Source organism: Flavisolibacter ginsengisoli DSM 18119 (assembly GCF_900129295.1).
GTDB classification, from domain to species: domain Bacteria; phylum Bacteroidota; class Bacteroidia; order Chitinophagales; family Chitinophagaceae; genus Flavisolibacter; species Flavisolibacter ginsengisoli.
Window position 1 is genome coordinate 44,136 of record NZ_FQUU01000018.1, and the last position, 24,109, is coordinate 68,244.

Genomic DNA, 24,109 nt, shown 5'->3' on the forward strand with positions numbered 1-24,109 from the left:
GGCTCTTTTTTTTAAAGTAACCGCAGGCCCCCGGATGCCTAATTTTTTCTTGCAAGGACAATGGTGCTCTTAAATTGTTTCTTTTTACCCTGCAGGTTGAAGAGTTCTGTATAAATGATATAGGTACCCCGGGGTAGCTTTTGTTGTTTATCATCCAGTCCATCCCAGTTCCAGTAGCCATTTAATCCCAGGGTTTGGTTTCTTGCAAGGGAGCGCACAGGTATTCCATTTGAGTTGAATAATGTGATATTGGCCACATAACCTCTTTCTTCCACCAGGTATTTTATTGTGGCTATATCATCCAGGCCATCATTATCAGGAGAGAATATTTTTGGAGAGACCTCGATGGTAGAGCCAGCAGATTCGTTTGATCCATATTGTGAATTAAGGTACCCCGGTGTTCCATATCCTGCAGTGGAAGCAGCCGAATGCCAGTTCCCTGCATCAGCAGAAGGAGCGGAAGGATTAATTCTTTCCAGTGCCACTCCTTCAGCATCAGCAATCAGCGCAAAATGCCATTGGGAAGAATAAGGCACTTCATCTACTATCTGCCCCTGCAAATTTGTTACAATAGCATATCCCTTGTCATCAGGGAAAGAAGGCAGCATAGGAATGTTTATGATGGTGGCTGGGTCCCTGACCAGGTATTCCTTTTGAAGCGAAATGGGATCCTCGGTTAGCACCAGGTAATCCCCGGGAAACATTATTTGAGGCAGATCGGTAAACTTTTTGACTGAACTGAGCTCTCCTGCAGTATTTCTATTGGCAACATATAGATGCGAAGCATCTAATATCTTATTACTGTTGTTATACACTTCCAGGTAATCAGATGCACCTGGCCTGGGGTCAAAAAGGATCTCATTGATCACCAGGTCTCCCGGGGAAGCCTCTTCCGTCCAGCCAGCCCTGGCTTTATTAAATCCCGCAATGGAATTGCCTGAGCAATCCGTCACAGATAGCACGGTTAAATTGTATTGGGTCTTTTTTTGCATAGGCTCAGCCAGCCTGATGGTAACCATATTGAATAAAGGAGCCTCCGGTGTTACGCTATTAATAAGCAGGTTATTAAAACTATAGCTGGCCTTATTGGATGCAGACAGACTGTCTAATGATTCATTAAATACAGCAACTACTGTAAGGCTGTCCAGGCTGTAGGTCCTTATTAATTGAGGCGGTGCTTCATCCCTGTTTAAACCATCCGCGGAATTCTTACTGCCAGGTGTACCTCCACGGGGGTCAATAGATGCTTTCCAGTTATTTACTCCTTCACAGGGATTATGCGTATCTATCATTTCAAGGCTCCAGCCTCCATCTGCTTTGACAGGGTTCTGGTACCAGCCGGAAGAATAATTGACCGCATGTATCACTATACCTTCTTTGGATTGCAGGATCAACATCGTTCCTTCATTCAATAAGGAAGGGAAAGAAGGAATGCCAAGTGTACGTCCATAGTTGGTAAACAATAGAGCATTGGTAGTGGAGCTTATAATCAAAAAACTGTCGGCAGGCAAAATATATGGAGGAAAAGCGCCACTGGTGGATGAAGCAGTGCGCAGTCTGCATCCTGCAAGGTTTAGCTCATGGCCGCTGGTGTTTTTTAATTCTATGTATTCAGCATTTGGAAGTTTAACCTGTGGGGAAGGGTCTGCCATGATCTCGTCGATCACTATATCATAACGTGAGATGGTTTGCGCAAAGAGAACAGGGGTACTGAATAGTGCCAGGAGTAATGGCAGCAGTAGTTTTGGCCTCATTGCGTTAAATGTAAAAACTATTTGTAAAAAAATATAGTCTATTTGGAAAGAAAAAGATTTGGCGTTACTTTCGCCCCGCAATGTTGATCATTACACATACAAAACGTACGAAGAAACAGTTTTCCCAAACGGAAGGTGTGTAACGTATGAGTATGTTTTAAATAGATTACAAGCCTTCCCTAAACGGAAGGCTTTTTTTTGCCATTATAACAAACCACTAAAAGAAACAAAAATGAAAGTTGCAGTTGTTGGCGCCACCGGCCTTGTAGGTACAAAAATGTTGCAGGTATTGGCTGAAAGGAATTTTCCTGTAGATGAATTAGTTCCAGTAGCATCAGAAAGATCAGTTGGAAAAGAAGTTGACTTTAAGGGAAAGAAATATAAGGTGGTGAGCATGCAGGATGGTATAGATGCCAAACCAGCCGTTGCGCTGTTCTCTGCCGGCGGAAGCACCTCGCTGGAGTGGGCTCCTAAATATGCCGCTGCGGGCATAACTGTTATCGATAATTCCTCTGCCTGGAGAATGGATCCTACCAAGCCATTGGTGGTTCCGGAAGTAAATGCAGATGTGCTCACAGTAAATGATAAGATCATAGCCAATCCCAATTGCTCTACTATCCAGATGGTAGTAGCGCTGCAGCCATTGCATAAAAAATATGGTGTGAAAAGGGTAGTAGTGTCTACTTACCAGAGTGTAACAGGTACAGGCAAGAAAGCGGTTGATCAATTATTTAATGAAAGGGAAGGCCGCCAGGGCGAGATGGCTTATAAATATGCCATCGACCTGAATGCATTGCCGCAGATCGATGTGTTCCTGGATAATGGTTATACCAAGGAAGAAATGAAGATGGTGAACGAGACTAAAAAGATCATGCAAGATGATTCCATCAAGGTAACTGCAACCACAGTGCGCATACCCGTTATGGGAGGCCATAGTGAAAGTGTGAATGTGGAGTTTGGGAAAGACTATGATCTGAACGAGGTGCGTGAATTACTCTGTACATCACCTAGTATCATTGTTCAGGATGACCCTTCGCAGCAGGTATATCCAATGCCTTTGTGGGCGCATGAAAAAGATGAAGTGTTTGTAGGGAGATTGCGTCGGGATGAAACGCAGCCCAATACACTGAATATGTGGATCGTTAGCGACAACCTGCGCAAGGGTGCTGCCACCAATGCTGTACAGATAGCAGAATACCTGGTGGGAAAAAACATGCTGGGATAAGATTTACTGATAAGAGAGTTTAGTTAGGCCAGGCCGAAAGGTTCCTGGCCTAACTAAATTAATTTATAAGTTATTTGCAGACATACTCCCAGTAATGGTTAAGTGCTTTTACTTCTTGTCAACTAAAAACCTGTTAACTCCTCTTCTTATACGGAAAATGTTTTCCAAAATTATCCGTGATGTCATAGATGACAGTTTCGGATGGATTATTATAATCTGCACCACGTTGGTAGTTATCATTCCATAAGGTTTGATTGTTGCTTACCACATTGCAGGAGGCATAAATATCATTGGTCTTGTCTGATACATAAGGAAAGGGAAAACGACTGCCGGCACCTAACTGGTATAACACCTGCCTGCCCATATTGACTCCCATTGATGCCAGGTCGCTCATGTATCTTTTCTTTTGAATGCGCATCCTGACTACTGCATCCACACCCAGGATTTTAGCTAATTGCCGGTCATCCTGCTTCCATGAATCCCTGATCGTAATCTTATTTTCTTCCAACAGCTTTAAGGTAGTTCCTATATCCTGCACGTTGATACTGGTATAGTACTTCCTGCCATTGGCATGACGAAGGATGCTGTTGTATAATGAATTTTGAAAGGTGCGGCTCTCTGTTTCTTCAATCAAGGCAATGTCCTCTGGTGACAGATTTTTTGGCAGCGTGCCTGTAAAGACCATTTCAGCAGGGAGCACCGCTATCAATTTATGCCTTGCCGTCTGTTGATCAAAGGAAGAGGAAGTGTAATATTTATGTCCTGCACAGGAAGTAAAAAGGACAAAGAATAAAACTGGCAAAAGGAGTAGATCTCTTTTCATGAATACAGTTTTTTGGTACAACAAGATTACAAATCAATAAATGTGGATCATAGCCTCTTAACAATTCTTATTGTTGTGAAATTGTAAAAACGGGGTGTAAATACAATAGAAGGCATAGAAAAAGAATGGGTCTATGCTTCCGATAACAATAAGACAAGTTTTATTGGAATAATTATTAAAAACTGACAACCTATTTGGAGCTACCCAGCATCCCAATAAAGGCTATTATGTAACGCCTATGTACCGCCTATGTGCCGCCTTTGTAACGGCTCTGTAACGGCTCTTTAAAGAGGCGGTACAAAGGTGCTTCAATCGTGTCTTATCCCTGGAATATTGGTGGTTGATGGTAAACTTATCAGCTTCATTGTTTGTTTATCAAAGGTTGCTGTATGAATGTAAAAGTGGAATTATTGGAGTGCACTCATTCTTTAAGGGTTCAACTACCTTTTATGCTTATTTGATTATAAGAAAATGGACAACATTTGTTACTATTTGAATCTTGTATCATTTACCAGGTTAAGGGATTGTCCCTGTTGCCAATCCAGACAAATGCTCGTTTCAATGAATTGATTTTGACTAATTAAGACATGAAGAAATAGTTATACTGATGAGTTTATATTGTGTTTTTATTTAATAACTTTAAATAGCCATCTTCTTCACATTTAGGATAAAAGCTTAACTGTTATGAAGAAGTGGTGTGCCTGCCTGATAATAGCCGGAGCGTTGCTGCCCGTAAAGACAGTTTATCCCCAAAACCTGGTTATAAACTCAATGGATGCAAATGGTGCATCTCATGTCGTAGCTACTAAAGGTAGCTCCAAGGATAATTCTTCTGATTTTACTCCTGGTTTTCAAAACATGTCCTATGGGGCTGTTATTGATAAAGCAACTGGAATTCCGGATCTCTCATTTGTGCAACCTAATAGCAGGGTGGCAACGGCAGCACCTGATGGAAACGGAGGCTGGTATATAGGCGGGTTCTTTACACAGGTAGGCGGTCAGCCCCGTCATTATATTGCCAGGATCAACAAAGACGGATCTCTTTCATCCTGGAATGCCGATGCAGATCAACCGGTGTTGGATATTAAGGTGGCAGGCAACCTTGTATATGTAGCAGGCGAATTCAATCATATTGGAGGGCAGCCAAGAACAAGCCTGGCAGCATTAGACGCAATTACAGGCAAAGCAATAGCATGGAATCCATCCGTAAAAGGATGGGTATTTAATATGGCCCTGGCAGGGAACCTTGTATATATAGTAGGTTATTTCAAAGAAGCTGGTGGAACTGCAAGAAACTACCTGGCAGCTATTGATGCTAATACTGGCATTGCTACAGGGTGGAATCCTAATGCTGACAACCTTACCTATTCCATTGGCATTGATGGTTCAGTGGCATATGTTTCCGGTGACTTTACTTCTATACAGGGACAACAAAGAAATTACCTGGCAGCTGTTGATCTGGGCTCGGGTAATGTGCTGCCATGGAATCCGAATTCAAATGGCAGGATATCATCGGTTATGAAGGATGGCAGTACAGTTTACGTAGGTGGAAATTTTACTGCCATTAACGGTCAATCAAGAAATAACCTTGCAGCCATTGATGCCAGTACCGGTATGGTTACTTCCTGGAATCCAAATGCCAACGGAGGTGTCACATCCATTGCTATTGATAGTAATACATTGTATGCAGGAGGTGGTTTTTTTTTAATTGGTGGCATGGCACGCAATCACCTGGCAGCTATCGATAAGCGTACAGGTTTTCTTACAGAATGGGACCCGGGAACAGATGATGTAGTATTCTCATTAGCTGTAAGTGAACATACAGTTTATGCAGGTGGTGATTTCAAATATGTGGAGCGTGGTAAATGAAACACATGGCTACCATGCGGTAACCATGTGCATAATTATAAAAGTTCATTTAAATGATTTCATTGACAGGTAAGTCAGTTTTCGAAAACGGTACTTACAGAAATGGCTTCATTGGCGGTAATATCTTTTTCTACCGAAGCCAGTTTGGCTCTCATTCCCTGTATAGTTGTTTTACCCAATGGCAGGCGCAAAGGTTCCCTGTTGTTGTGAATGTAATCTACTATGGCGCGGGCTGCCTTTTCGGGATCACCTTCCTGTTTACCATTCATGCGTTCCATATATTGATACATCTGGGCAACAGCTGTTTTGCTATAGGCATCGAGGGTTTGTTGCGGGGTCTTTACAGATGATCCAAGGAATTGAGTTCGGAAAGGTCCGGGTTCTACAATGACCACCTTAATGCCGAAAGGTTGTACTTCCTGGGCCAGTGCTTCACTGAAACCTTCCAGTGCAAATTTGCTGGCATTATAGATACCAAACCCCGCAGAGGCCCTGAAGCCTGATTGAGATGAGATCTGTATTATATGTCCGCCACCTTGTTCTCTCATCAGGGGCAGGGCTTCCTTGGTTACTGCAACAGCACCGAAGAAGTTAGTTTCCATTTGCTCCCTGATCTCGTCAAGGTTAAATTCTTCAATGGCTCCAATAGTGCCATATCCTGCATTGTTCACCAATACATCTATGCGTCCAAACTTGTTTTTTGCTTCCTGTAGTGCCTTCGAAATATCTGCTGTATGGGTAACATCCAGCACCAGGCCCATCCCGTTCTCTTTTGCTTCCCTGGAAAATGCTTCTGCCTGTTCCGGCCTGCGAAAAGTGGCCACCACTGAATCCCCTGCAGACAGTACCGCTTGTGATAATGCTTCTCCCAACCCACTAGATGCGCCGGTTATAAACCAGGTCTTTGCCATATAATTGTTTTAGTGTTATAGGAACAAATTTCCGGCCGTAATGGTTCAATCACCTTTTCATACGTCAATGGCTGTATTGATAAAATTGAGCAGTGGTTGCAAAGCTTCAAAGGCCGTCAGTGTTTTTTTATGCAAGCTGGCCTTTACCAGTTCTTCGTCTGTCACTGCTGTTTCTGCAATGAAAACTTTCAACTTTAAGTAAGTAGCGGCGGGATTATCTTTTTCATATCCCTTAGGCGTGGTGCTCAGGCTCATGCCCTCACCCATATATAGATCGCCGTAGGTTTTTTTAAAATTTCTTTCTTTTAAAATAGCCTGGAATTCTTCCCAGTTGTAATCAATTTCCTGCCTCACATTTTTTAAAGCCGCGGGCTCGGGCATCCATAATCCTCCGCCAATAAAACTATTTCCCGGCTCCAGGTGGAAATAGTACCCGGCAAAACCGGATTTACGTCCACCTCTTTTAATGCTGGCTCCAAAATTTGTCTTATAAGGTTGTTTGTCTTTAGAAAAGCGAATGTCCCGGTTGATACGAAACATGCACTCCCTTGATGTCATGCCTGTGATAGTGGTATCTTTTAACTGCAGTGCGTCAATAAGCAATTGAATAAAATTGGAAAAGTCGATGCGTGCAGCTTCATATTGCGCCCTGTGCTCGTCAAACCAGGGTTTATTGTTATTTTTTTTTAGCTTTTTTAAGAAGGTCAGGGTTTGCGGTTCTATCATGAAATGAAGATAAAGAATCTGTGCAGGTGAACCTTATTGTGCGGTCAAATGAAAAGTAAAAAGTTGACTGCAGCATGCTGGTCTGCAATCAACTTTCAACCTTCATAAAATGGGATAAGAAGGAGTAAAAGCTTCTATCTCGTTGTACACCTTGATAGTAGGCTCTTTCATAAAGAATTTCTCAAGTTTGTTGACCAGGGATTTGTAAATGCCACTTGTATGATAGGCGTCGGCATCTTCTTTGGATTTCCATTCAGTTACAGAAATAAAATCATCTGCCATGTCAACAGGCTCGAGCAAAAAGATCCGGAGATTCCCTTTTTGTTTTTTTGCTACAGGAACAATGTCCTGGTTGTAAACCCTTTTAGCTTCGGTAATCTTATCGGGCAGGAATTTGCAGAACGTAAGTCGGACAACCATAAAAACCTCCTTTATTTTAAGTGAAGAAAGGCAATTTCAGGTGTGGATTATACGCCTAAAGTTAGTCCAATTCACTAAGTTGCCCGGACTATTTAATGACTCTTTGATGCACTCTTCCAGGTACTTCTAAACCCTTCCCCAGTTCTCACCACTTTTGATACGGTACATAGTCATTTCACTGACATCGTATTTATCGGCAAGTTGTTTAATGGTGAGCCTTCGGTTCTTATTGTTTAGCTGATCCTTTATCTTTTTTACCTGTGAAGCCGTTAATTTCAGCCCCACTTCGCGGTTGGCCTGTTTTTTCTTATAAGCGATCTTGGCCGGGCTGCCTTGCTGATGTTCGATCATTTCTTCAAGGGTTGCCCATTTGAGGTTTTTCACAGAATTGTCCAGCTTATTATGGTTCTTATGAATAACAAACCTATACTTAGGCGATGGTCTCTGTAAGAAGAGCTTCGCCAGCTCCCTGTGAATATATAGAGTGCCTTTATGACCTGGCCGGTGCAGGTTTAAAGTGCGGTACCCAGTGGTTAAGGAGCCATTCAATAGTTTGCCATCCTCCAGTACATCATCCTTAAAACTGGCTATTCTACCTGAGGAGGAAACAGCATAACGGTTACGCAGGTCCTTACTTCCTTTAAATACCAGGGGTTTCCATGTTTCACCGGCTAATTTTTTGATCATATCGTTTGCCTTTAGAAGTTATAACGGTCAACAATAGTGGCAATATACTACATGAAAATTTTATGCCGCAACCTATTTCTGGCAGATTATCATGAAAGAGACTAAAAATTTACGCTGCTAACTATAATAAACAGGTTAAAGGAATATTAAGACCTTGTTGTTATGCTTCAGCTTGTAACATTTTTAAAAACTGGTCTTCAGAAAGTATCCTGATGGTATTGATCTTTTTGGCTTTTTCCAGCTTGCTGCCTGCATCTTCTCCTACTACCAGGTAGTTCAGCTTGCTGCTGACACCTGAGATGAGTTTCCCTCCATTTTGTTCCACCAATTCTTCAGCTTCACTACGCTTCAGGCGGGTAAGTGTACCTGTAAAAAGGAACGTTTGTCCGTCGAGGTTTCCTGCACTGGCATACTCCTTTTTTTCATTTTTTAATGTAAGGCCCTGGAATTCCAGGGTTTTGATCATTTCAATATTGTCCTTATTGCTGAAAAACTGCACCACACTTCCGGCAACTTTAGGCCCAATATCTTCCAGGCTTTGCAGTGCGGCTTCATCAAGCTTAGCCAGATCCAATAGATGATCAACTGCATGGGCTAATGTTTTAGCTGTAGTTTCTCCCACATACCGGATACCTAATGCATAGATCAGCCGGTGTAATGGTTGTTTCCTGGAATGCTCAATTGCCGATTTGAGGTTATCTATTGATTTCTTGCCAAAACCTTCCATTTTACTAATTGCATCATAATCGAGTTGATAAACCTGGGGTATGGATGTAAGCAGACCTAACGAATGGAATTTTTCTATAATTGCTTCACCCAGTCCCCGGATATCCATAGCATCTTTAGAGGCAAAATGGATCAGGCGCTCCAATACCTGTGCAGGGCAATTGATATTCACACATCTCCAGGCGGCTTCTTCGGGTGACCGAAACAGTTTGTCGCCACAGGAAGGGCAATGTTTGGGGAAGTGAATGGGCTGTTCATCACCTGTTCTAAGCTCCGTGAGTGGTTTTACAATATAGGGTATCACATCTCCGGCTCGTTCAACTAAAACAGTATCGCCTATGCGGATATCCTTTTCCCTGATCACATCTTCGTTGAATAAAGAAACAGAGGTTACGGTCACTCCACCAATGTGTACAGGTTCAATTTTCGCCACAGGCCCGATATTGCCTGTACGGCCAACCTGGTAACCAACTTTGATCAATTTACTGGTGGCCTGCCTTGCTTTAAACTTATAGGCTATGGCCCAACGGGGATGATGCGTGGTCATACCCATCCGGTCCTGTAATTCAAAATCATTAACCTTGATCACCATACCATCGATCTCGTATGGCAGGTTCTCACGCTGTTCTTCAAATGCAATGCAATGGTCTATAACAGCCTGTATGCCTTTAACCAGCTTTTTCTCTTTCTCAGGACTACGAAAGCCCAGATCCCATAACATTTCAAGAGTTTCAGCATGCGTGGAGAGTGATGGATGAGTCTCTTTACCTTTTCTCTCGGTATAATAACTAACATGGTACACAAAAGCCTCGAGGTTCCTTCTTTTAACTTCAACAGGGTCTTTTATGCGTAATGTTCCAGCTGCAGCATTCCTTGGATTGGCCAGTGGTGCCAGGCCCTGTTCAGTAAGGCCATCATTGAATTTCTTGAAATTATTCTTATTGATCAATACTTCACCCCTGATCTCAATGCTTTGTATGCCATAATCCGAAAACTTTGCTGAAAGCGGTATACTCCTGATCTGCTTTATATTAGGTGTGATGTCATCTCCATGTACACCATCACCCCGCGTAGCACCCCGCTCCAGGTGGTCATCTTCATAAATAAGTGATATGCTCGCTCCGTCAAATTTAGGCTCAATGCAATATTCTATCAGTTGAAGACCGGTAAGTTCCCTGGCCCGGCGGTCAAAATCAACCAGGTCCTCACTGTTATAGGAGTTATCGAGGGAGAGCATTGGGACCAGGTGCTGGACTGTTGGAAATTCTTTTGTCAGGCCTTTGGCTACCCGCTGTGTAGGCGAATCGGGAACAACAAGATCCGGGTTTTCTATTTCAAGAGCTTCCAGCGCCTTATAAATTGTATCGTACTCAAAATCTGAGATCAGGGGATCATTGAGGATATAATAACGATTCTCATGAAAGCGTAAAACAGTTCTCAGGTCTTGTATGTCGCTGGAAGAAATATTACCTGATTGACATTGTTTCAGTAATTTTTGAGTTAGCGCCTGGATTTCTTTTGTTGGGTTGCTGGCCATATTCTATGTAAAAATAGTAGTGCTTTTGAAAGAGTGTTCGAAAAAGAATGTGTTTTAAGTACATATTATTATCTTTAGTCCGAATAAACTTGCTATGAAGAGATTGCTGCTCCTATGTATGCTGGCCATAATGGGCCTGGTAACCAATGCTCAATTACTTACCTGGACTCCGGCTTTTCCAAAAGATACTGATGTTATTACGATCACTGTTGATGCTACAAAAGGAAACCAGGGGCTGATGGGTTTCACTGGTAATGTTTATGTGCACGTAGGAGCCATTACCAGTCAGAATAATTACTCAGGCTGGTTACATGCGCCATTTACCTGGGGCTCAGCCGAAGCAGCGGCCCAGGCTACTTATGTTGGACCTAATAAATGGAAGTATACTATCAATAATCCAAGGATTTTCTTTGGTTTAGCTCCAGGGGAGATCCTGAAAAGTATAGCCATTTTGTTTCGCGAGGGAAACTGTAGTTCTTCCTGCAAAGCACAGCGTAATACCGATGGAAGTGACATGTATGTGCCTATATACAATAACAACCTGGCAGTTAGAATTGATGCTCCGCCTTCACAACCGAAATATGACCCGGTACCGGAACCACAATCCTGGGCAGTTGGCAGTGTCGTAACCTTAACTGCCAATTCAAGCCAGTCAGCAGATTTGAAATTATACCATAATGGTACACTTATAGGAGGTACTACCGGAACTACCCTAACGGCCAATTCGATCATTAATGCTATTGGCAATCAACAATTTATTGTTTCAGCTATCAAGGGAACCATTAGTGTCTATGACACACTCAACATTTTTGTGTCCGGCGGGGCATCTCCTGTTGCAGCACTGCCAGCCGGCGCCAGGGATGGCATCAATTATGAACCGGGAGATACATCGGTTACCCTGGTATTGAGGGCTCCAAATAAATCAAATGTAACTGTGATCGGAGAGTTTAATAACTGGACTCCCCAGGCTGGTGATATTATGAACAAAACGCCCGACGGGAAGTTCTTTTGGTTGCGCATTCATCCATTGGTACCCGGGAGGGAATATGCTTATCAATACCTTGTTGATAATAATTTAAAGATCGCAGATCCCTATACTGAAAAGGTACTGGACCCCTATAGTGATGGGTACATTCCTGCTGCTACCTATCCCAACTTAAAGGCTTATCCTTCTGGTCAGACCGGTGTTGTTAGCCTGCTGCAGACTGCAAGTCCGGTTTACAATTGGAACAGTACATTTTCGCGTCCTGATAAAAGAGGACTTGTGATCTATGAAATGTTGCTGCGTGATTTTGTAGCGGCACACGACTGGAAAACAGTCATGGACAGCCTTAATTATTTAAAAACCCTGGGCATCAACGCTATCGAGCTGATGCCATTGAATGAGTTTGAAGGCAATAGCAGCTGGGGCTATAACCCCGACTTCTATTTTGCACCTGATAAATATTATGGCACTAAGAATTCCTTAAAGCAATTCATTGATTCCTGCCATAAAAATGGTATTGCAGTGATCATGGATATAGCCCTCAACCATTCTTTCGGTTTGTCTCCCATGGTGCAGTTGTACTGGGATGCAGCCAATAACAGGCCTTCGGCTGACAATCCCTGGTTCAACCCGGTACCAAAGCATGCTTTTAATGTTGGCTATGATATGAATCATGCAAGTGCAGATACAAAATATTTTGTCAGCAGGGTTTTAGAGAACTGGTTGCAGCAATACCATATTGATGGGTTCAGGTTTGATCTATCCAAAGGATTTACACAAACGCAGACCTGCGATGCCAATGGAGGCAATTGCAATGTAGGGCAATGGAGTAATTATGATGCCAGCCGGGTAGCCATCTGGAAGGGTTATTATGATACCTTACAAAACAAGTCACCTGGTTCCTATGCCATCCTTGAACATTTTGCTGCGGACCAGGAAGAAAGGGAGCTGGCAGATTACGGTATGATGCTTTGGGGCAACATGAACTATAATTATGGGCAGGCTTCAATGGGGATTGCACAGGATTGGGATTTTTCAAGGGCGATACATACCGTTCGCAATTTTACAAAACCACACCTGGTGAGCTATATGGAAAGCCATGATGAAGAGCGTATAGTCTTTAAAAATCTCAACTATGGCAATTCCAGCGGTGCTTATAATATAAAGGATACCACAACAGCTTTAAAAAGAATGGAGTTGGATGCAGCCTTCCTTTTTACCATCCCTGGTCCAAAGATGATATGGCAATTTGGCGAGCTGGGTTATAGTTACTCGATCAATACCTGTTCTAATGGTACCATCAGCAATGATTGCCGCCTTGCAGAAAAGCCTATCAGGTGGGATTACCTAAATGACCCCCGGCGTAAATCTATATATAACACCTATAGCCAGTTACTTCACCTGCGTTCACACCCCTGGTATAAAGAAGCATTTTTGTCCGGCACCATTACACAAAACTTTTCCGGTCCTGTAAAATGGTTATCCGTTTCCTCTGGTGACAGTTCAAAGCTTCTTGTTGTTGGCAACTTTGATGTAACTGTACAATCTGCCAGCGTTAGTTTTCCTTCTGCAGGGACCTGGTTTGATTACCTTCAGAATACCACTTTTACAGCCACAGGATCAAATCAGAATGTAAACTTATCTCCCGGCGAGTTTCATGTATACGTGAACAGAAATGTGAATAATGTAGCCGTAACCCCGGTTTCAAATATTCCATGGACGGGTACTACACTGGAGGCTAAGGTCTATCCTAATCCCATTACCTCAACGTATATGCTGGAAGTAAACCTGCCGGCAGCAGGTGATCTTAGGGCTGACCTGTACAATGTTACAGGGCAGTTTATGGCAACCTTGCATGACCAGTTTCATTCAAAAGGAGATCATCAATTGAAAATGAATGCCCTGAAACTAAACAGGGGTAATTATTTTATAAAGGTTTCCAGTAAACAATTAACCAAAACCATTTCCGTAACCATTCAATAATTGCTTATGCAGAACACGGGTTTGAAAACCGCTGCCATTGAAAAGATCAGCCATAAAGAATATTTCAATATTGCAGTTTCGGTTGATTGCGTCATTTTCGGATATGAAGAGAAACAGTTAAAGGTTCTATTGATTAAATCTGACCTGAAAGAATTTGAAGGGCTTTGGTCCCTATTAGGTGATTTGGTCACCCCTAATGAAAACCTGGATGATGCGCCCTATAGGGTTTTGCTTGAGCGGACCGGCTTAAAAGATGTTTACCTGGAGCAGGTGCATAGTTTTGGGGATGTTCACCGACATCCCTCCGGCCGGGTAGTTACTATAGCCTACTATTCACTGGTTAATATAAAAAGCCATAAGTTAAACCTTACTGATAATGAGCTTCACTGGCATAATGTAGCCGAATTAAACAGTATGGCCTTTGACCATAAGCTCATCCTTGACACCTGCCTGCAGAGGCTCCAGGAAAAAGTATTGGAGCACCCGGTAGTTTTCAATCTTTTGCCTGAGAAATTCTCACTTAGAGAATTACAGGATCTCTACCAGGCTATCCTGGGACAAGAGCTTGACCGCAGGAATTTCCGTAAAAGAATCAATCTGAAGAACTGGTTGGTTGATCTTAATGAAATGGAAGAGGATGTACCCCACAGACCTGGAAAATTGTACAAATTAAAATCCGGTTTGAAAAAGATAAGCACAGATCTGAACCGGTCAAAACCAGTAAAAACTCACCTGGTGTAAACCTGAAAGTGAATAGGGACCTAAGTTTCCTCTGTATGATATTGGTCAGGAAACTGAAATAAATTTTAGGGAATGTTAAAAAACATCTATAATTGTGTCCACAATACACATTAACGACTGCAAAATCCGCTTTATTAATAAATATTCATTGCTTATGAACATGAGAAAATTGCTCCATTGTATTGGGCTGCCCCTCTTTCTCTTTTTTTCCCTGATCGTATCCGCACAAGAAAGAGTGATCTCCGGAAAGGTTAGTGACGTTACCGGTAAAGGTGTTTCCGGTGTGTCTGTAACCGTGAAAGGAAGAACCATTGGGACAGTAACTGCCGAGGACGGTGGTTATACCCTTAACGTTCCTTCGTCAGCTACAACCCTGGTTTTTACATCAGTAGGTTATAGCGCACAGGAAGTTCCTATTAACAGTAATTCTATTAACATCACCCTACAATCTGGAATGGGCAACCTCAACGAGGTTGTGGTAATTGCCTACGGGTCCCGTAGAAAAGGCGACCTGACGGGTTCTGTTTCATCTGTCTCAGCCAAGGATTTTCAAAAAGGTTTTATTCCTTCACCTGAACAGTTATTGCAGGGTAAAGTGGCTGGTTTACAGGTCACTTCCGGTGGTGGATCTGCAGGTGGTGGTAGTAAGATCCGCATCCGCGGCGGTGCTTCCCTTAACTCCAGTAACGACCCTTTGATCGTTATCGATGGAGTGCCAGTGGAAAGTAACGGCATTTCAGGTACAGGCAACCTGTTAAGTACCATCAACCCCAATGATATCGAATCTGTGAGCGTCTTGAAAGATGCCTCTGCAACAGCATTGTATGGTTCACGTGCTTCAAATGGGGTATTAATGATCACCACCAAGAAGGGTGCAAAAGGTAAGGTGCGTTTCAACTTCAACTCACAGGTTTCTATGAGTGAGGTAAGCAAAAAAGTAAAAGTGATGACTGGCGACCAGGTTCGTGAGATCATCACTGCCGATGCTGCTGAAACAGGATTACAAACCTGGAAGAATATTATGGGAACTGCCAATACTGACTGGCAGGATGTGATCTACCAAAAAGCCCTGGGTGTTGATAATAACATCAGTGCCAGTGGTAGCCTTGGCGTAGTGCCATTCAGGCTTTCACTTGGGTACCTGAACCAGGAAGGGGTACTGTTGAAAAATACATTCGACCGTCTTTCTTCCTCCCTGAACTTAAGCCCTAAGTTTCTTGATGATCACCTGGCAGTAAACCTGAATCTGAAAGCCAGCACAATCAAGAACAATTTTTCTGACCAGGGTGCAATTGGCGCTGCGGTAAACTTCGATCCTACACAGCCAGTTTACGCTAACAATAAATTTGGTGGTTACTATGAGTGGCTGCAAAGCGATAACAACCCGGTGCAATTAGCCACCCGTAACCCGCTTAGCCTGATCAACATGAGGGATAACCGCTCCCGCGTGAATCGCGTGATTGGGAATGTGCAGTTTGATTATAAATTACATTTCCTGCCTGACCTGCATTTATTATTGAACCTCGGAATGGATTACAGCAAAGGAAGTGGTAATGATAATATAGATTCTTTATCAGCTACTAACTATAAAACAGGTGGTCGCAGATCTTATTACCAGCAAGGAAAGAAGAATACGCTGGCTGATGTACAGTTGTTTTATTCCAAGGAACTGAAAGATATCAATACTAAGTTTGATATCCTTGTTGGACACTCTTACCAGGAGTTCCTTACTGATGTATATAATTATGCTGCCTTCAGCTACAGGGCACTTTCCGACCCAAGCAAGCCTGCATTGAAAGACACCATTGCAAATTCACAACCCACGTTTGCAACAGACGATCCTAAATACAGGTTGGAATCTTACCTGGGTCGTGTAAACTTTACCATTGCTGATAAGTATTTGCTGACAGCTTCTTTAAGAAGAGATGCAAGCTCCAAGTTCTCGCCTGAAACAAGGGTTGGTTATTTTCCTGCCCTTGCTGCAGCATGGAAACTGAAAGAGCAATTCTTTCCTAATGCAGGTGCGCTTAGCGAGTTTAAACTTCGTTTAGGATGGGGTGTTACCGGCCAACAGGATGGCATACCTTATTATTCTTACCTTACCAGGTACACACGTAGTAATTCATCTGCCCAGTACCAGTTTGGCGACCAGTTCTACACTTACCTGCGTCCTGAAGGTTATGATCCAACGATCAAATGGGAAACAACCACTACTACTAACGTAGGTTTTGATTTCGGATTCCTGAAAAACAGGATATCTGGTTCAGTTGATTATTACTTCAAAAAGACCAAGGACCTGTTGAGTGATGTACCTGTTGCACCTGGAGCCAATTTTGTGAACAGGATCACTACCAACGTAGGTAACCTTGAAAATAAAGGCGTAGAGGTTGTATTGAATGCTACACCTGTAAGAAATTCAGATGTGAACTGGGATCTCAGTTTCAACATTGCTTATAATACCAGCAAGATCACAAACCTGTTGAGATACCAGGATTCTAATTTCAAGGGTATTGATGTAGGTGGTATAGGTATAGCTACTGGTAACTTCCTTGGCAAGAATATCGTAGGTTATGCGCCTAATTCATTCTTTGTTTACAAGCAGATCTATGGCAAGGACGGCCGCCCTATTGAAGGATTATATGAGGATATCAACCGCGATGGAAAAGTAGATGCGGATGACCGTTACCTGTACAAAAAGCCTGCAGCTGACTTTATCCTGGGCTTCAGCACACAGGTAAGCTACAAGAAATTCAGCGCCGGTGTTGCCGCACATGGCATGATAGGCAACTACCTGTACAATCAATATAATGCAGGTTCAGGTATACGTTCAACCATTACCAACCCGCTGGGTTATATTGGAAATGCCTCCGTGGTATATTTTGAAACTGGATTTCATAACAACAGTGCCAACCAGTTCCTGTCTGATTACTTTATTGAGAATGCTTCCTTCCTGCGTATAGACAATATCAACCTTGGCTATAATGTAGGTAAGGTATTCAACAACCAGGCAAATCTTCGCATCCAGGGAAGTATCCAGAATGTGGGATTGTTCACAGACTATAAGGGACTGGATCCGGAAGAATCAAGTGACTATGGTATTAATGGAAACATTTACCCACGTCCAAGAGTGTATTCACTGGGTGTCAATTTAGATTTCTAATAAAAAATTAATTGGTATATGAAATTCAGAACAATAAATAATTTAATCATCGGCTGTTTAATAGCTGCAGGAATAACTTCCTGTTCTAAAAAGCTTGATGTATTTCCTAAGAATGACCTAACCCCCGCAACTACGTACTCTACCGCTGCGGGTTACAAAAGCGTATTAGCTAAGGTATATGGTGGGTTGGCCACTACCGGTAATTCCGGTCCTGCTGGTTCATCAGATATACAGGGCCTGGATGAGGGTTCTCAATCTCCCTTTATCCGTGGATTTTTTAATGCGCAGGAATTACCTACTGAAGAAGCTATCGTATCATGGGATGACCAGACCATTAAAGATTTTCATGGTCTGAAATGGACAAGTTCCGATCCTTTCATTTTAGGATTGTATTCCAGGTTGGTATATAATGTTTCTATCGCCAATGAATACCTGAGAGAAGCAACAGATGATAAGTTATCATCCCGCAATATCAGTGGTTCTGAAGCAGCTGATATCAAAAATTCAAGAGCTGAAGTGCGCTTTCTTCGTGCGTTTAACTATTGGGCGTTGATGGACCTTTTTGGGAAGTCCACTTATATTACTGATTCCATGCAGGTAGGAACTAAACTTCCTGGAGAGATCGGCCGTAAAGAGCTGTTTCACTATATAGATAAGGAGTTGAAAGAAATTGATGGTGAATTAGCGCCTGCTCATACCATTGAGTATGGCCGGGTTGACCAGGCTGCTGCCTGGGCCTTGCGCGCCAGGATGTACCTGAATGCACCTGTTTACCTGGGATTCTCTACAGAAGATGGCCAGGCTATTCCTTATTACACAGATGCCATTACCTATTCTAAAAAAGTGATCGATGCAGGTTATCAACTGGTATCGGGTTATCCCAAGCTGTTTATGGCTGATAATGACAAGCAAAAAGCTGAATTTATCTTCACCATTAACTGTGATGGTCTTCGTACACAATCTTTCGGAAATACAACCTTCCTGGTGAAAGCTGCGGCAGGAACAGATTTTCTTGAATATGGTATGAGTGAAGGATGGGCAGGTTACAGAACTACAGCAGCCCTAGTTGATAAATTCCCTGATCCTACCGGCAATACTGACCAACGGGCTTTGTTTAGCAATTTATCTGCAAAGACCATTAATAATGTTGGTGATTATGCACAGGGCGTTCATGTAAGGAAATTTGTGAACAAGCGTTCTGATGGCGGTCCGGTATCTGATGTACAGCACAATTTTGCTGACATCGATTTCCCTGTTTTCCGCCTGGCAGAAATGTACCTGATCTATGCGGAAGCAGTGCTTCGTCATGGTACGGGTGGGGATGCTACTACTGCGCTGACCTATATGAATAAATTGCGTTACAGGGCTTATGGCGATAGTTATGGACCTAATAGCGAAGGATTGTTGCTGGCAGGAGATCTAAACCTCCAGTTAATCCTGGATGAGAGAGCACGTGAGTTATACTGGGAAGGACACCGTCGTACAGACCTGATCCGTTATAACCTGCTTACTACAAGCACTTACCTATGGCCATGGAAAGGCGGGGTAGCTTCTGGTACAGGCGTAGACTCTAAGTACAATTTATTCCCTATTCCTGCTACTGTTCGTAGTGCTAACCCAACCCTGACTCAAAACACAGGTTATTAATTTAAAAATTGTCTATTAATATGAAAAATAGATTGCTTATACTATTCTCCCTTTCCTTGTTGATCCTTGCTTCGTGCAAAAAGGATGAGAACAAGATCTATTATGAAGGAGGAACCGCACCTCAGCTAACAGCAACGGTGAGCAACACCATTCCTCTTTCATTTGCTAATAAGGATAAGGAAGCCATGACGCTTTCATGGACCAATCCTAATTACATGTTCACCACAGGCGTCAGTTCGCAGGATGTAAACTATGTGATAGAGTTTGATACGGTGGGAGCCAACTTTACAAGCCCTCAAAAACAATCAGTGGTGGTAAGTAAAGAAATGAGCAAAACCTTTACCCAAAACCAGATCAATGATTACCTGTTGAACCAGATGGGCCTTCAGGTAAATAAGCCTCACCAGATTGAGGTAAGAGTAAAGTCCACCCTGGCTAACAATTCAGCACCATTGCCTTCCAACGTGCTAACCTTTACTGCAACGCCATTCTCTACACCTCCTAAGGTGGAACCACCGGCAGCAGGAACCCTGTGGATGACAGGAGACGCAGCACCATCAGGATGGTCTAATCCCTTATCAGACCCTTATTTAACTTCCCAACAGTTCACACAGGTTTCACCTACTGAATATGAATTAACGGTAACCTTACCAGGTGGTGGTAACTATAAGCTGATCCAGGATAATGGACAATGGGGCTCCCAATACCATATGATTACTGGTGGTACATGGCAGGCTGGTGATTTTGAGAAAAAAGATTCTGATCCAGGATTCCCTGGCCCTCCAACTGCCGGTACGTACAAGATCAAGGTTGATTTCCAGAAAGGAAAATATACAGTTACTAAACAATAACACTCACAAACAAGATATTTTTTATGCGATCAATAATAAAACTTTTACTCTTGGTAGCGGGTGCTGGTATTGTATTCAGTGCCTGTAATAAGGTAGGTGATCTGCCTCATTATGGAAATGGTACGGCTCCTGTGCTCACTGCATCTGCCACTGATATTGCGCCTGCCCCTACAGATTCCTTAAAGGAAGTTCTGACACTTAACTGGACATCTGCCAAATATGCTACTGCGGATAAGAACATGAAGTACACCATCGAGATCGATTCCACGGGTAAGAATTTTGCTAATCCCGGCAGGATCGTTGTAAATGGTGCACTGACAAGAAATATATTGGCCAGGGAACTTAATGATATCCTTTTGGCAAAAGGTTATGCTTTTAATGTTCCGGTGGATATGGATGTAAGAGTAGTTTCCTCTTATGCTAATAACAACGAGCGCCTGATGTCCAATACGCTGAAGATCAAAATGACACCTTATAAGGTGCCACCAAAGGTTGCACCTCCAACCACCAATACTTTATTTATTGTTGGAGATGCTACAGCCGGAGGATGGGGTAATCCTGTGCCTCTGCCTGCACAGCAATTTACCAGGATAGATGAAACTACCTATGAGGGCACATTCTACCTGAATGGTGGCAAGCAATACCTGGTGGTAGTTAAGAATGGTGAGTGGGATAAATATTCTGTTGCCAATAATTCATTACCCGGTTTAAGCCTGGGTGGCGCATTTGGTGCAGGACTCAGTGATAATTTCCCTGGCCCTTCTGCAACAGGCATGTACAAGATCAGGCTGGATTTCCAAAGCGGCCTCTTTACCGTAACACCGGCAGGCCCTTATGCAGTTATGTATGTTCCAGGTGACTACCAGGGATGGACACCTGCTACCGCTCAACAACTGGGTTCTCCTGCTGCTGATGGCAAATATGAAGGTTATGTATATTTCCCCGCAGGTGGCAGTTTCGAATTCAAACTAACAACCACTCCTGACTGGAGCACTGCCCTGGGCGATGCTGGTGGTGGTACATTGAGTTCAAGCGGCGGAAACCTTACCGTTCCTGGTGCTGGTTACTACCACATAATGGCCAATACTAACGACAATACCTGGTCTGCTACAAAGACCACCTGGAGTATGATCGGTGATTTCAATAGCTGGGGTAGCGATGCGGATATGACCTTTGATGCTAATAGTAAAACCTGGTCAGGTACTATTACTGCTGCATCTGACGGCTCCTTTAAATTCAGGGCAAACCATGACTGGGGTCTAAACCTCGGTGATAATAATGCAGATGGAAGCCTTGAAAAAGACGGTGCTAATATTAATATTACTGCAGGTACGCATAATGTTACATTGTATCTCAATGGTGCGGGGTATTATACCTACAAAATTCAATAAGCTTTATCGATACTATTTAAAAACGCTTCCCCTACAGGAAGCGTTTTTTTATGCCAGTAATGGTGTTGCGCTATATTATAAATTACTTTCAATAAATAATTAGGACCAGGTGGTAATAAAAGGAATTAAAATAAAAAGTTTACTCAGCTTCGTTATAACAGTTTTAATGGTAATGGCCGGTAGTAAAGGCTATAGCCAATCAAAAAAGAACCTGGTATATGTTGATAAGGCAGGTATTATTCGTTATACCAGCAATAAAAAGGAAGCGGCCTTCTTTGGGGTTAATTACACTGTTCCTTTTGCCTATGGTTATCGTTCACACAAAGCCCTCGGCAAAGACCTGGAAAAGGCTATTGATGCCGATGTATACCATATGAGCCGCCTGGGTCTTGATGCCTTCCGGGTGCATATATGGGATGTGGAAATAAGTGATTCTCTTGGTAACCTGCTTGACAACGAACACCTGCGCCTCTTTGATTACCTGTTGCAAAAACTGAAGGAAAGAAATATTAAAATATTATTGACACCTATTGCATTCTGGGGAAATGGCTATCCTGAGCAGGATGAAAAAACCAATGGATTCTCGTCTGTGTACGGCAAGCAAAATGCTGTGGTCCTGGAAGCAGCTATTAAAGCACAGGAGAATTATTTGCAACAGCTCTTTACCCACATTAACCCCTATACGAAACTTGCTTATAAGGATGATCCTGGTATCATTGCAGCAGAAATAAATAATGAACCGCACCATACAGACTCCCGGGAAAGAACGACAGAATATATCAACCGTTTAGCAAAAGTTATAAAATCAACCGGGTGGGGCAAACCCATATTTTATAATATCAGTGAATCACCTGCGTATGCCGGTGCGGTAACAAAAGCATCAGTTGATGGCCATAGCTTTCAATGGTACCCCACTGGCCTGGTAGCGGGGCATGAACAAAAAGGCAATTTCCTGCCTAACGTGGATCAGTACCTTATACCTTTTGCCGATTCTTTGCCTGCTTTTGCTCATAGGGCCAAGATGGTATATGAGTTTGATGCTGCTGATATTCTTCAAAGCAATATGTACCCTGCCATGGCACGCAGCTTCAGGACAGCGGGTTTCCAGTGGGCTACACAGTTTGCTTACGATCCAATGGCGACTGCCTATGCCAATACGGAATACCAGACGCATTTTCTGAATCTTGCTTATACACCTTCAAAAGCAATTAGCTTATTAATAGCTTCCAAAGCATTCCATATGCTGCCCCGAAAAAAAAACTATGGCAGCTATCCTGCTGACACATTGTTTGGCCCCTTCAGGGTAAGTTATGGCAACCAGTTGAGCGAGATGAATACTGACGGTGAATTTTATTATTCCAATACCACCAACACCAAACCTGTCAGCCCGGAAAAGTTGCAGCATATTGCAGGGGTAGGTTCATCACCTGTAATTCATTATGAAGGAACTGGCGCTTATTTTTTAGATAAGCTGGAAAATGGTAGCTGGAGACTTGAACTAATGCCTGATGCCTTAACTGTGAAAGATCCATTTGAAAAAGCATCTCCGCAAAAAGAAGTGGTGAAGATCAACTGGAAGCAAAACCGGATGGAATTCAACCTGCCAGGGCTTAACGGTAATTGCGATGTGGTGGATATTAATACCAATCAATTGGTGAAAAAGGAGGGTAGTAGTTTCCTTATAAGCCCTGGTGTGTACATCTTATCTGATAAAGAAGGCAGCCATTCAGTAGACGCTATTTCAAAAGAGTTTTTTGCACCTGTCCAATCTGTTACAACGCCCTTGATTATACACAAGCCCACCGAGGAAGTGACAGCTGGAAAAGAATATACTATTACAGCAACTATTGCAGGCATTGCTGATGATATAAAGGCTTCTCTCGAATTAAGAAATGCCGCCAATCAATGGAAGACAATTGAATGTAAAAAAGGGGAAGGGTATAATTATAGTGCAGTCATTCCCTCAGAAATGGTGATACCTGGCATTTTGAACTACCGGATTATGGTTCATGACACAGGAATTATTTACACCTTCCCGGGTAATACAATGGGAGATCCCTATGCCTGGGATAACCTGGCCAATGAAACCTGGCAGACCTTTGTTTCTCCGGCAAACGCCCCATTACTACTTTATAATGCAATGGCTGACAGGCAGCGAACCAATGTTTACAATAATGACTGGAAGAACAATAATGTGGCATTGGTGCCAGGCGCTGAGCCAAGGCAGTTGGCTTTGCAAACTACCTTAGGCGGATCCAATCAACTGATGGCCTGGCAATATTATTTTGGTGATAAGATATTTGGCAGGAAGGATGACCTGTCGTCATTTACTAAGTTAGTAATCAGGGCCAGGTCTTCCAGGGATCTGTCTTTTACCGTTAGTCTTATCAATACACATGCACAATCCTTTTCTACCAATGTAAAGGCAGGAAATGAATTTAGAGAAATAGTGGTACCACTTAATAATCTGCAACCTGGTTCTATACTACTGTTGCCACGCCCTTACCCCGGTTTTCAGCCTCTTTGGTTTCATTCTTCCTCAGCTAAACCTTTTGATAATAAGAATCTGGAAAAGCTGGAAATAAGGTTTAGCGGGGATGGCTTCCCAACGGGAAACGTTAGTTTAGAAATAGAATCTGTGTGGTTACAATAAAGAAGAAATAAATAAGTCAC

General features: G+C 42.8%; 16 protein-coding genes. 9 read left to right on the plus strand and 7 right to left on the minus strand.

Annotated elements, in window-relative coordinates:
- Nucleotides 1-38 precede the first annotated feature (38 nt).
- On the minus strand, nucleotides 39-1,754 hold the full coding sequence (locus tag BUA53_RS17270) for a lamin tail domain-containing protein (RefSeq protein ID WP_072836644.1): 1,716 nt from the start codon (nucleotides 1,752-1,754) through the stop codon (nucleotides 39-41).
- Nucleotides 1,755-1,986: 232 nt separating this feature from the next.
- Between BUA53_RS17270 and BUA53_RS17275 the strand changes: the two genes are divergently transcribed.
- Nucleotides 1,987-2,979: an aspartate-semialdehyde dehydrogenase gene (locus BUA53_RS17275; RefSeq protein WP_072836645.1), complete on the plus strand. Its 993-nt coding sequence runs from the start codon at nucleotides 1,987-1,989 to the stop codon at nucleotides 2,977-2,979.
- A 133-nt stretch (nucleotides 2,980-3,112) separates the two neighbouring features.
- Here BUA53_RS17275 and BUA53_RS17280 read toward each other — a convergent pair whose 3' ends face one another.
- Nucleotides 3,113-3,802, minus strand: coding sequence for a hypothetical protein (locus BUA53_RS17280; RefSeq protein ID WP_072836646.1), 690 nt, complete (start codon nucleotides 3,800-3,802; stop codon nucleotides 3,113-3,115).
- Between the two features lie 684 nt (nucleotides 3,803-4,486).
- Here BUA53_RS17280 and BUA53_RS17285 point away from each other — a divergent pair.
- Nucleotides 4,487-5,671 (plus strand): outer membrane protein assembly factor BamB family protein, encoded by a 1,185-nt coding sequence (locus tag BUA53_RS17285; RefSeq protein WP_072836647.1) that lies wholly within the window; start codon nucleotides 4,487-4,489, stop codon nucleotides 5,669-5,671.
- A 74-nt stretch (nucleotides 5,672-5,745) separates the two neighbouring features.
- Here the strand turns inward: BUA53_RS17285 and BUA53_RS17290 are convergent, their stop codons facing one another.
- From BUA53_RS17290 to ligA, 5 genes are all read right to left on the minus strand, one after another.
- On the minus strand, nucleotides 5,746-6,582 hold the full coding sequence (locus BUA53_RS17290) for an oxidoreductase (RefSeq protein ID WP_072836648.1): 837 nt from the start codon (nucleotides 6,580-6,582) through the stop codon (nucleotides 5,746-5,748).
- 57 nt (nucleotides 6,583-6,639) lie between these two features.
- The gene (locus tag BUA53_RS17295; protein ID WP_072836649.1) at nucleotides 6,640-7,308 is read right to left on the minus strand and encodes a DUF2461 domain-containing protein; all 669 of its coding nucleotides are present in this window, start codon (nucleotides 7,306-7,308) and stop codon (nucleotides 6,640-6,642) included.
- A gap of 102 nt (nucleotides 7,309-7,410) precedes the next feature.
- Nucleotides 7,411-7,728: an antibiotic biosynthesis monooxygenase family protein gene (locus tag BUA53_RS17300; RefSeq protein WP_072836650.1), complete on the minus strand. Its 318-nt coding sequence runs from the start codon at nucleotides 7,726-7,728 to the stop codon at nucleotides 7,411-7,413.
- A gap of 126 nt (nucleotides 7,729-7,854) precedes the next feature.
- Nucleotides 7,855-8,415 (minus strand): NUMOD4 domain-containing protein, encoded by a 561-nt coding sequence (locus BUA53_RS17305; RefSeq protein ID WP_072836651.1) that lies wholly within the window; start codon nucleotides 8,413-8,415, stop codon nucleotides 7,855-7,857.
- 160 nt (nucleotides 8,416-8,575) lie between these two features.
- Nucleotides 8,576-10,678 carry an NAD-dependent DNA ligase LigA gene (gene ligA / locus BUA53_RS17310; protein ID WP_072836652.1) on the minus strand — a complete coding sequence of 701 codons (2,103 nt, stop codon included), beginning with the start codon at nucleotides 10,676-10,678 and terminating at the stop codon, nucleotides 8,576-8,578.
- 94 nt (nucleotides 10,679-10,772) lie between these two features.
- Between ligA and BUA53_RS17315 the strand changes: the two genes are divergently transcribed.
- The 7 genes from BUA53_RS17315 to BUA53_RS17345 all read left to right on the plus strand — a co-directional run bounded on the left by BUA53_RS17315 (nucleotide 10,773) and on the right by BUA53_RS17345 (nucleotide 24,089).
- Nucleotides 10,773-13,646, plus strand: a complete 2,874-nt coding sequence (locus BUA53_RS17315) for an alpha-amylase family glycosyl hydrolase (RefSeq protein ID WP_072836653.1) — start codon at nucleotides 10,773-10,775, stop codon at nucleotides 13,644-13,646.
- Between the two features lie 6 nt (nucleotides 13,647-13,652).
- The gene (locus BUA53_RS17320) at nucleotides 13,653-14,387 is read left to right on the plus strand and encodes an NUDIX hydrolase (protein ID WP_072836654.1); all 735 of its coding nucleotides are present in this window, start codon (nucleotides 13,653-13,655) and stop codon (nucleotides 14,385-14,387) included.
- 160 nt (nucleotides 14,388-14,547) lie between these two features.
- A complete protein-coding gene (locus BUA53_RS17325) occupies nucleotides 14,548-17,547 on the plus strand; it encodes a SusC/RagA family TonB-linked outer membrane protein (protein ID WP_175546108.1) in 3,000 nt (999 codons plus the stop codon).
- Nucleotides 17,548-17,565: 18 nt separating this feature from the next.
- Complete coding sequence (locus BUA53_RS17330; protein WP_072836656.1) at nucleotides 17,566-19,194, plus strand: RagB/SusD family nutrient uptake outer membrane protein; 1,629 nt, start codon at nucleotides 17,566-17,568, stop codon at nucleotides 19,192-19,194.
- A 20-nt stretch (nucleotides 19,195-19,214) separates the two neighbouring features.
- Complete coding sequence (locus BUA53_RS17335; RefSeq protein WP_072836657.1) at nucleotides 19,215-20,045, plus strand: SusE domain-containing protein; 831 nt, start codon at nucleotides 19,215-19,217, stop codon at nucleotides 20,043-20,045.
- 23 nt (nucleotides 20,046-20,068) lie between these two features.
- Nucleotides 20,069-21,436, plus strand: coding sequence for a SusE domain-containing protein (locus tag BUA53_RS17340; protein WP_072836658.1), 1,368 nt, complete (start codon nucleotides 20,069-20,071; stop codon nucleotides 21,434-21,436).
- A gap of 172 nt (nucleotides 21,437-21,608) precedes the next feature.
- Nucleotides 21,609-24,089 (plus strand): glycoside hydrolase 5 family protein, encoded by a 2,481-nt coding sequence (locus BUA53_RS17345; protein ID WP_245793200.1) that lies wholly within the window; start codon nucleotides 21,609-21,611, stop codon nucleotides 24,087-24,089.
- The last annotated feature ends 20 nt before the right edge of the window (nucleotides 24,090-24,109 follow it).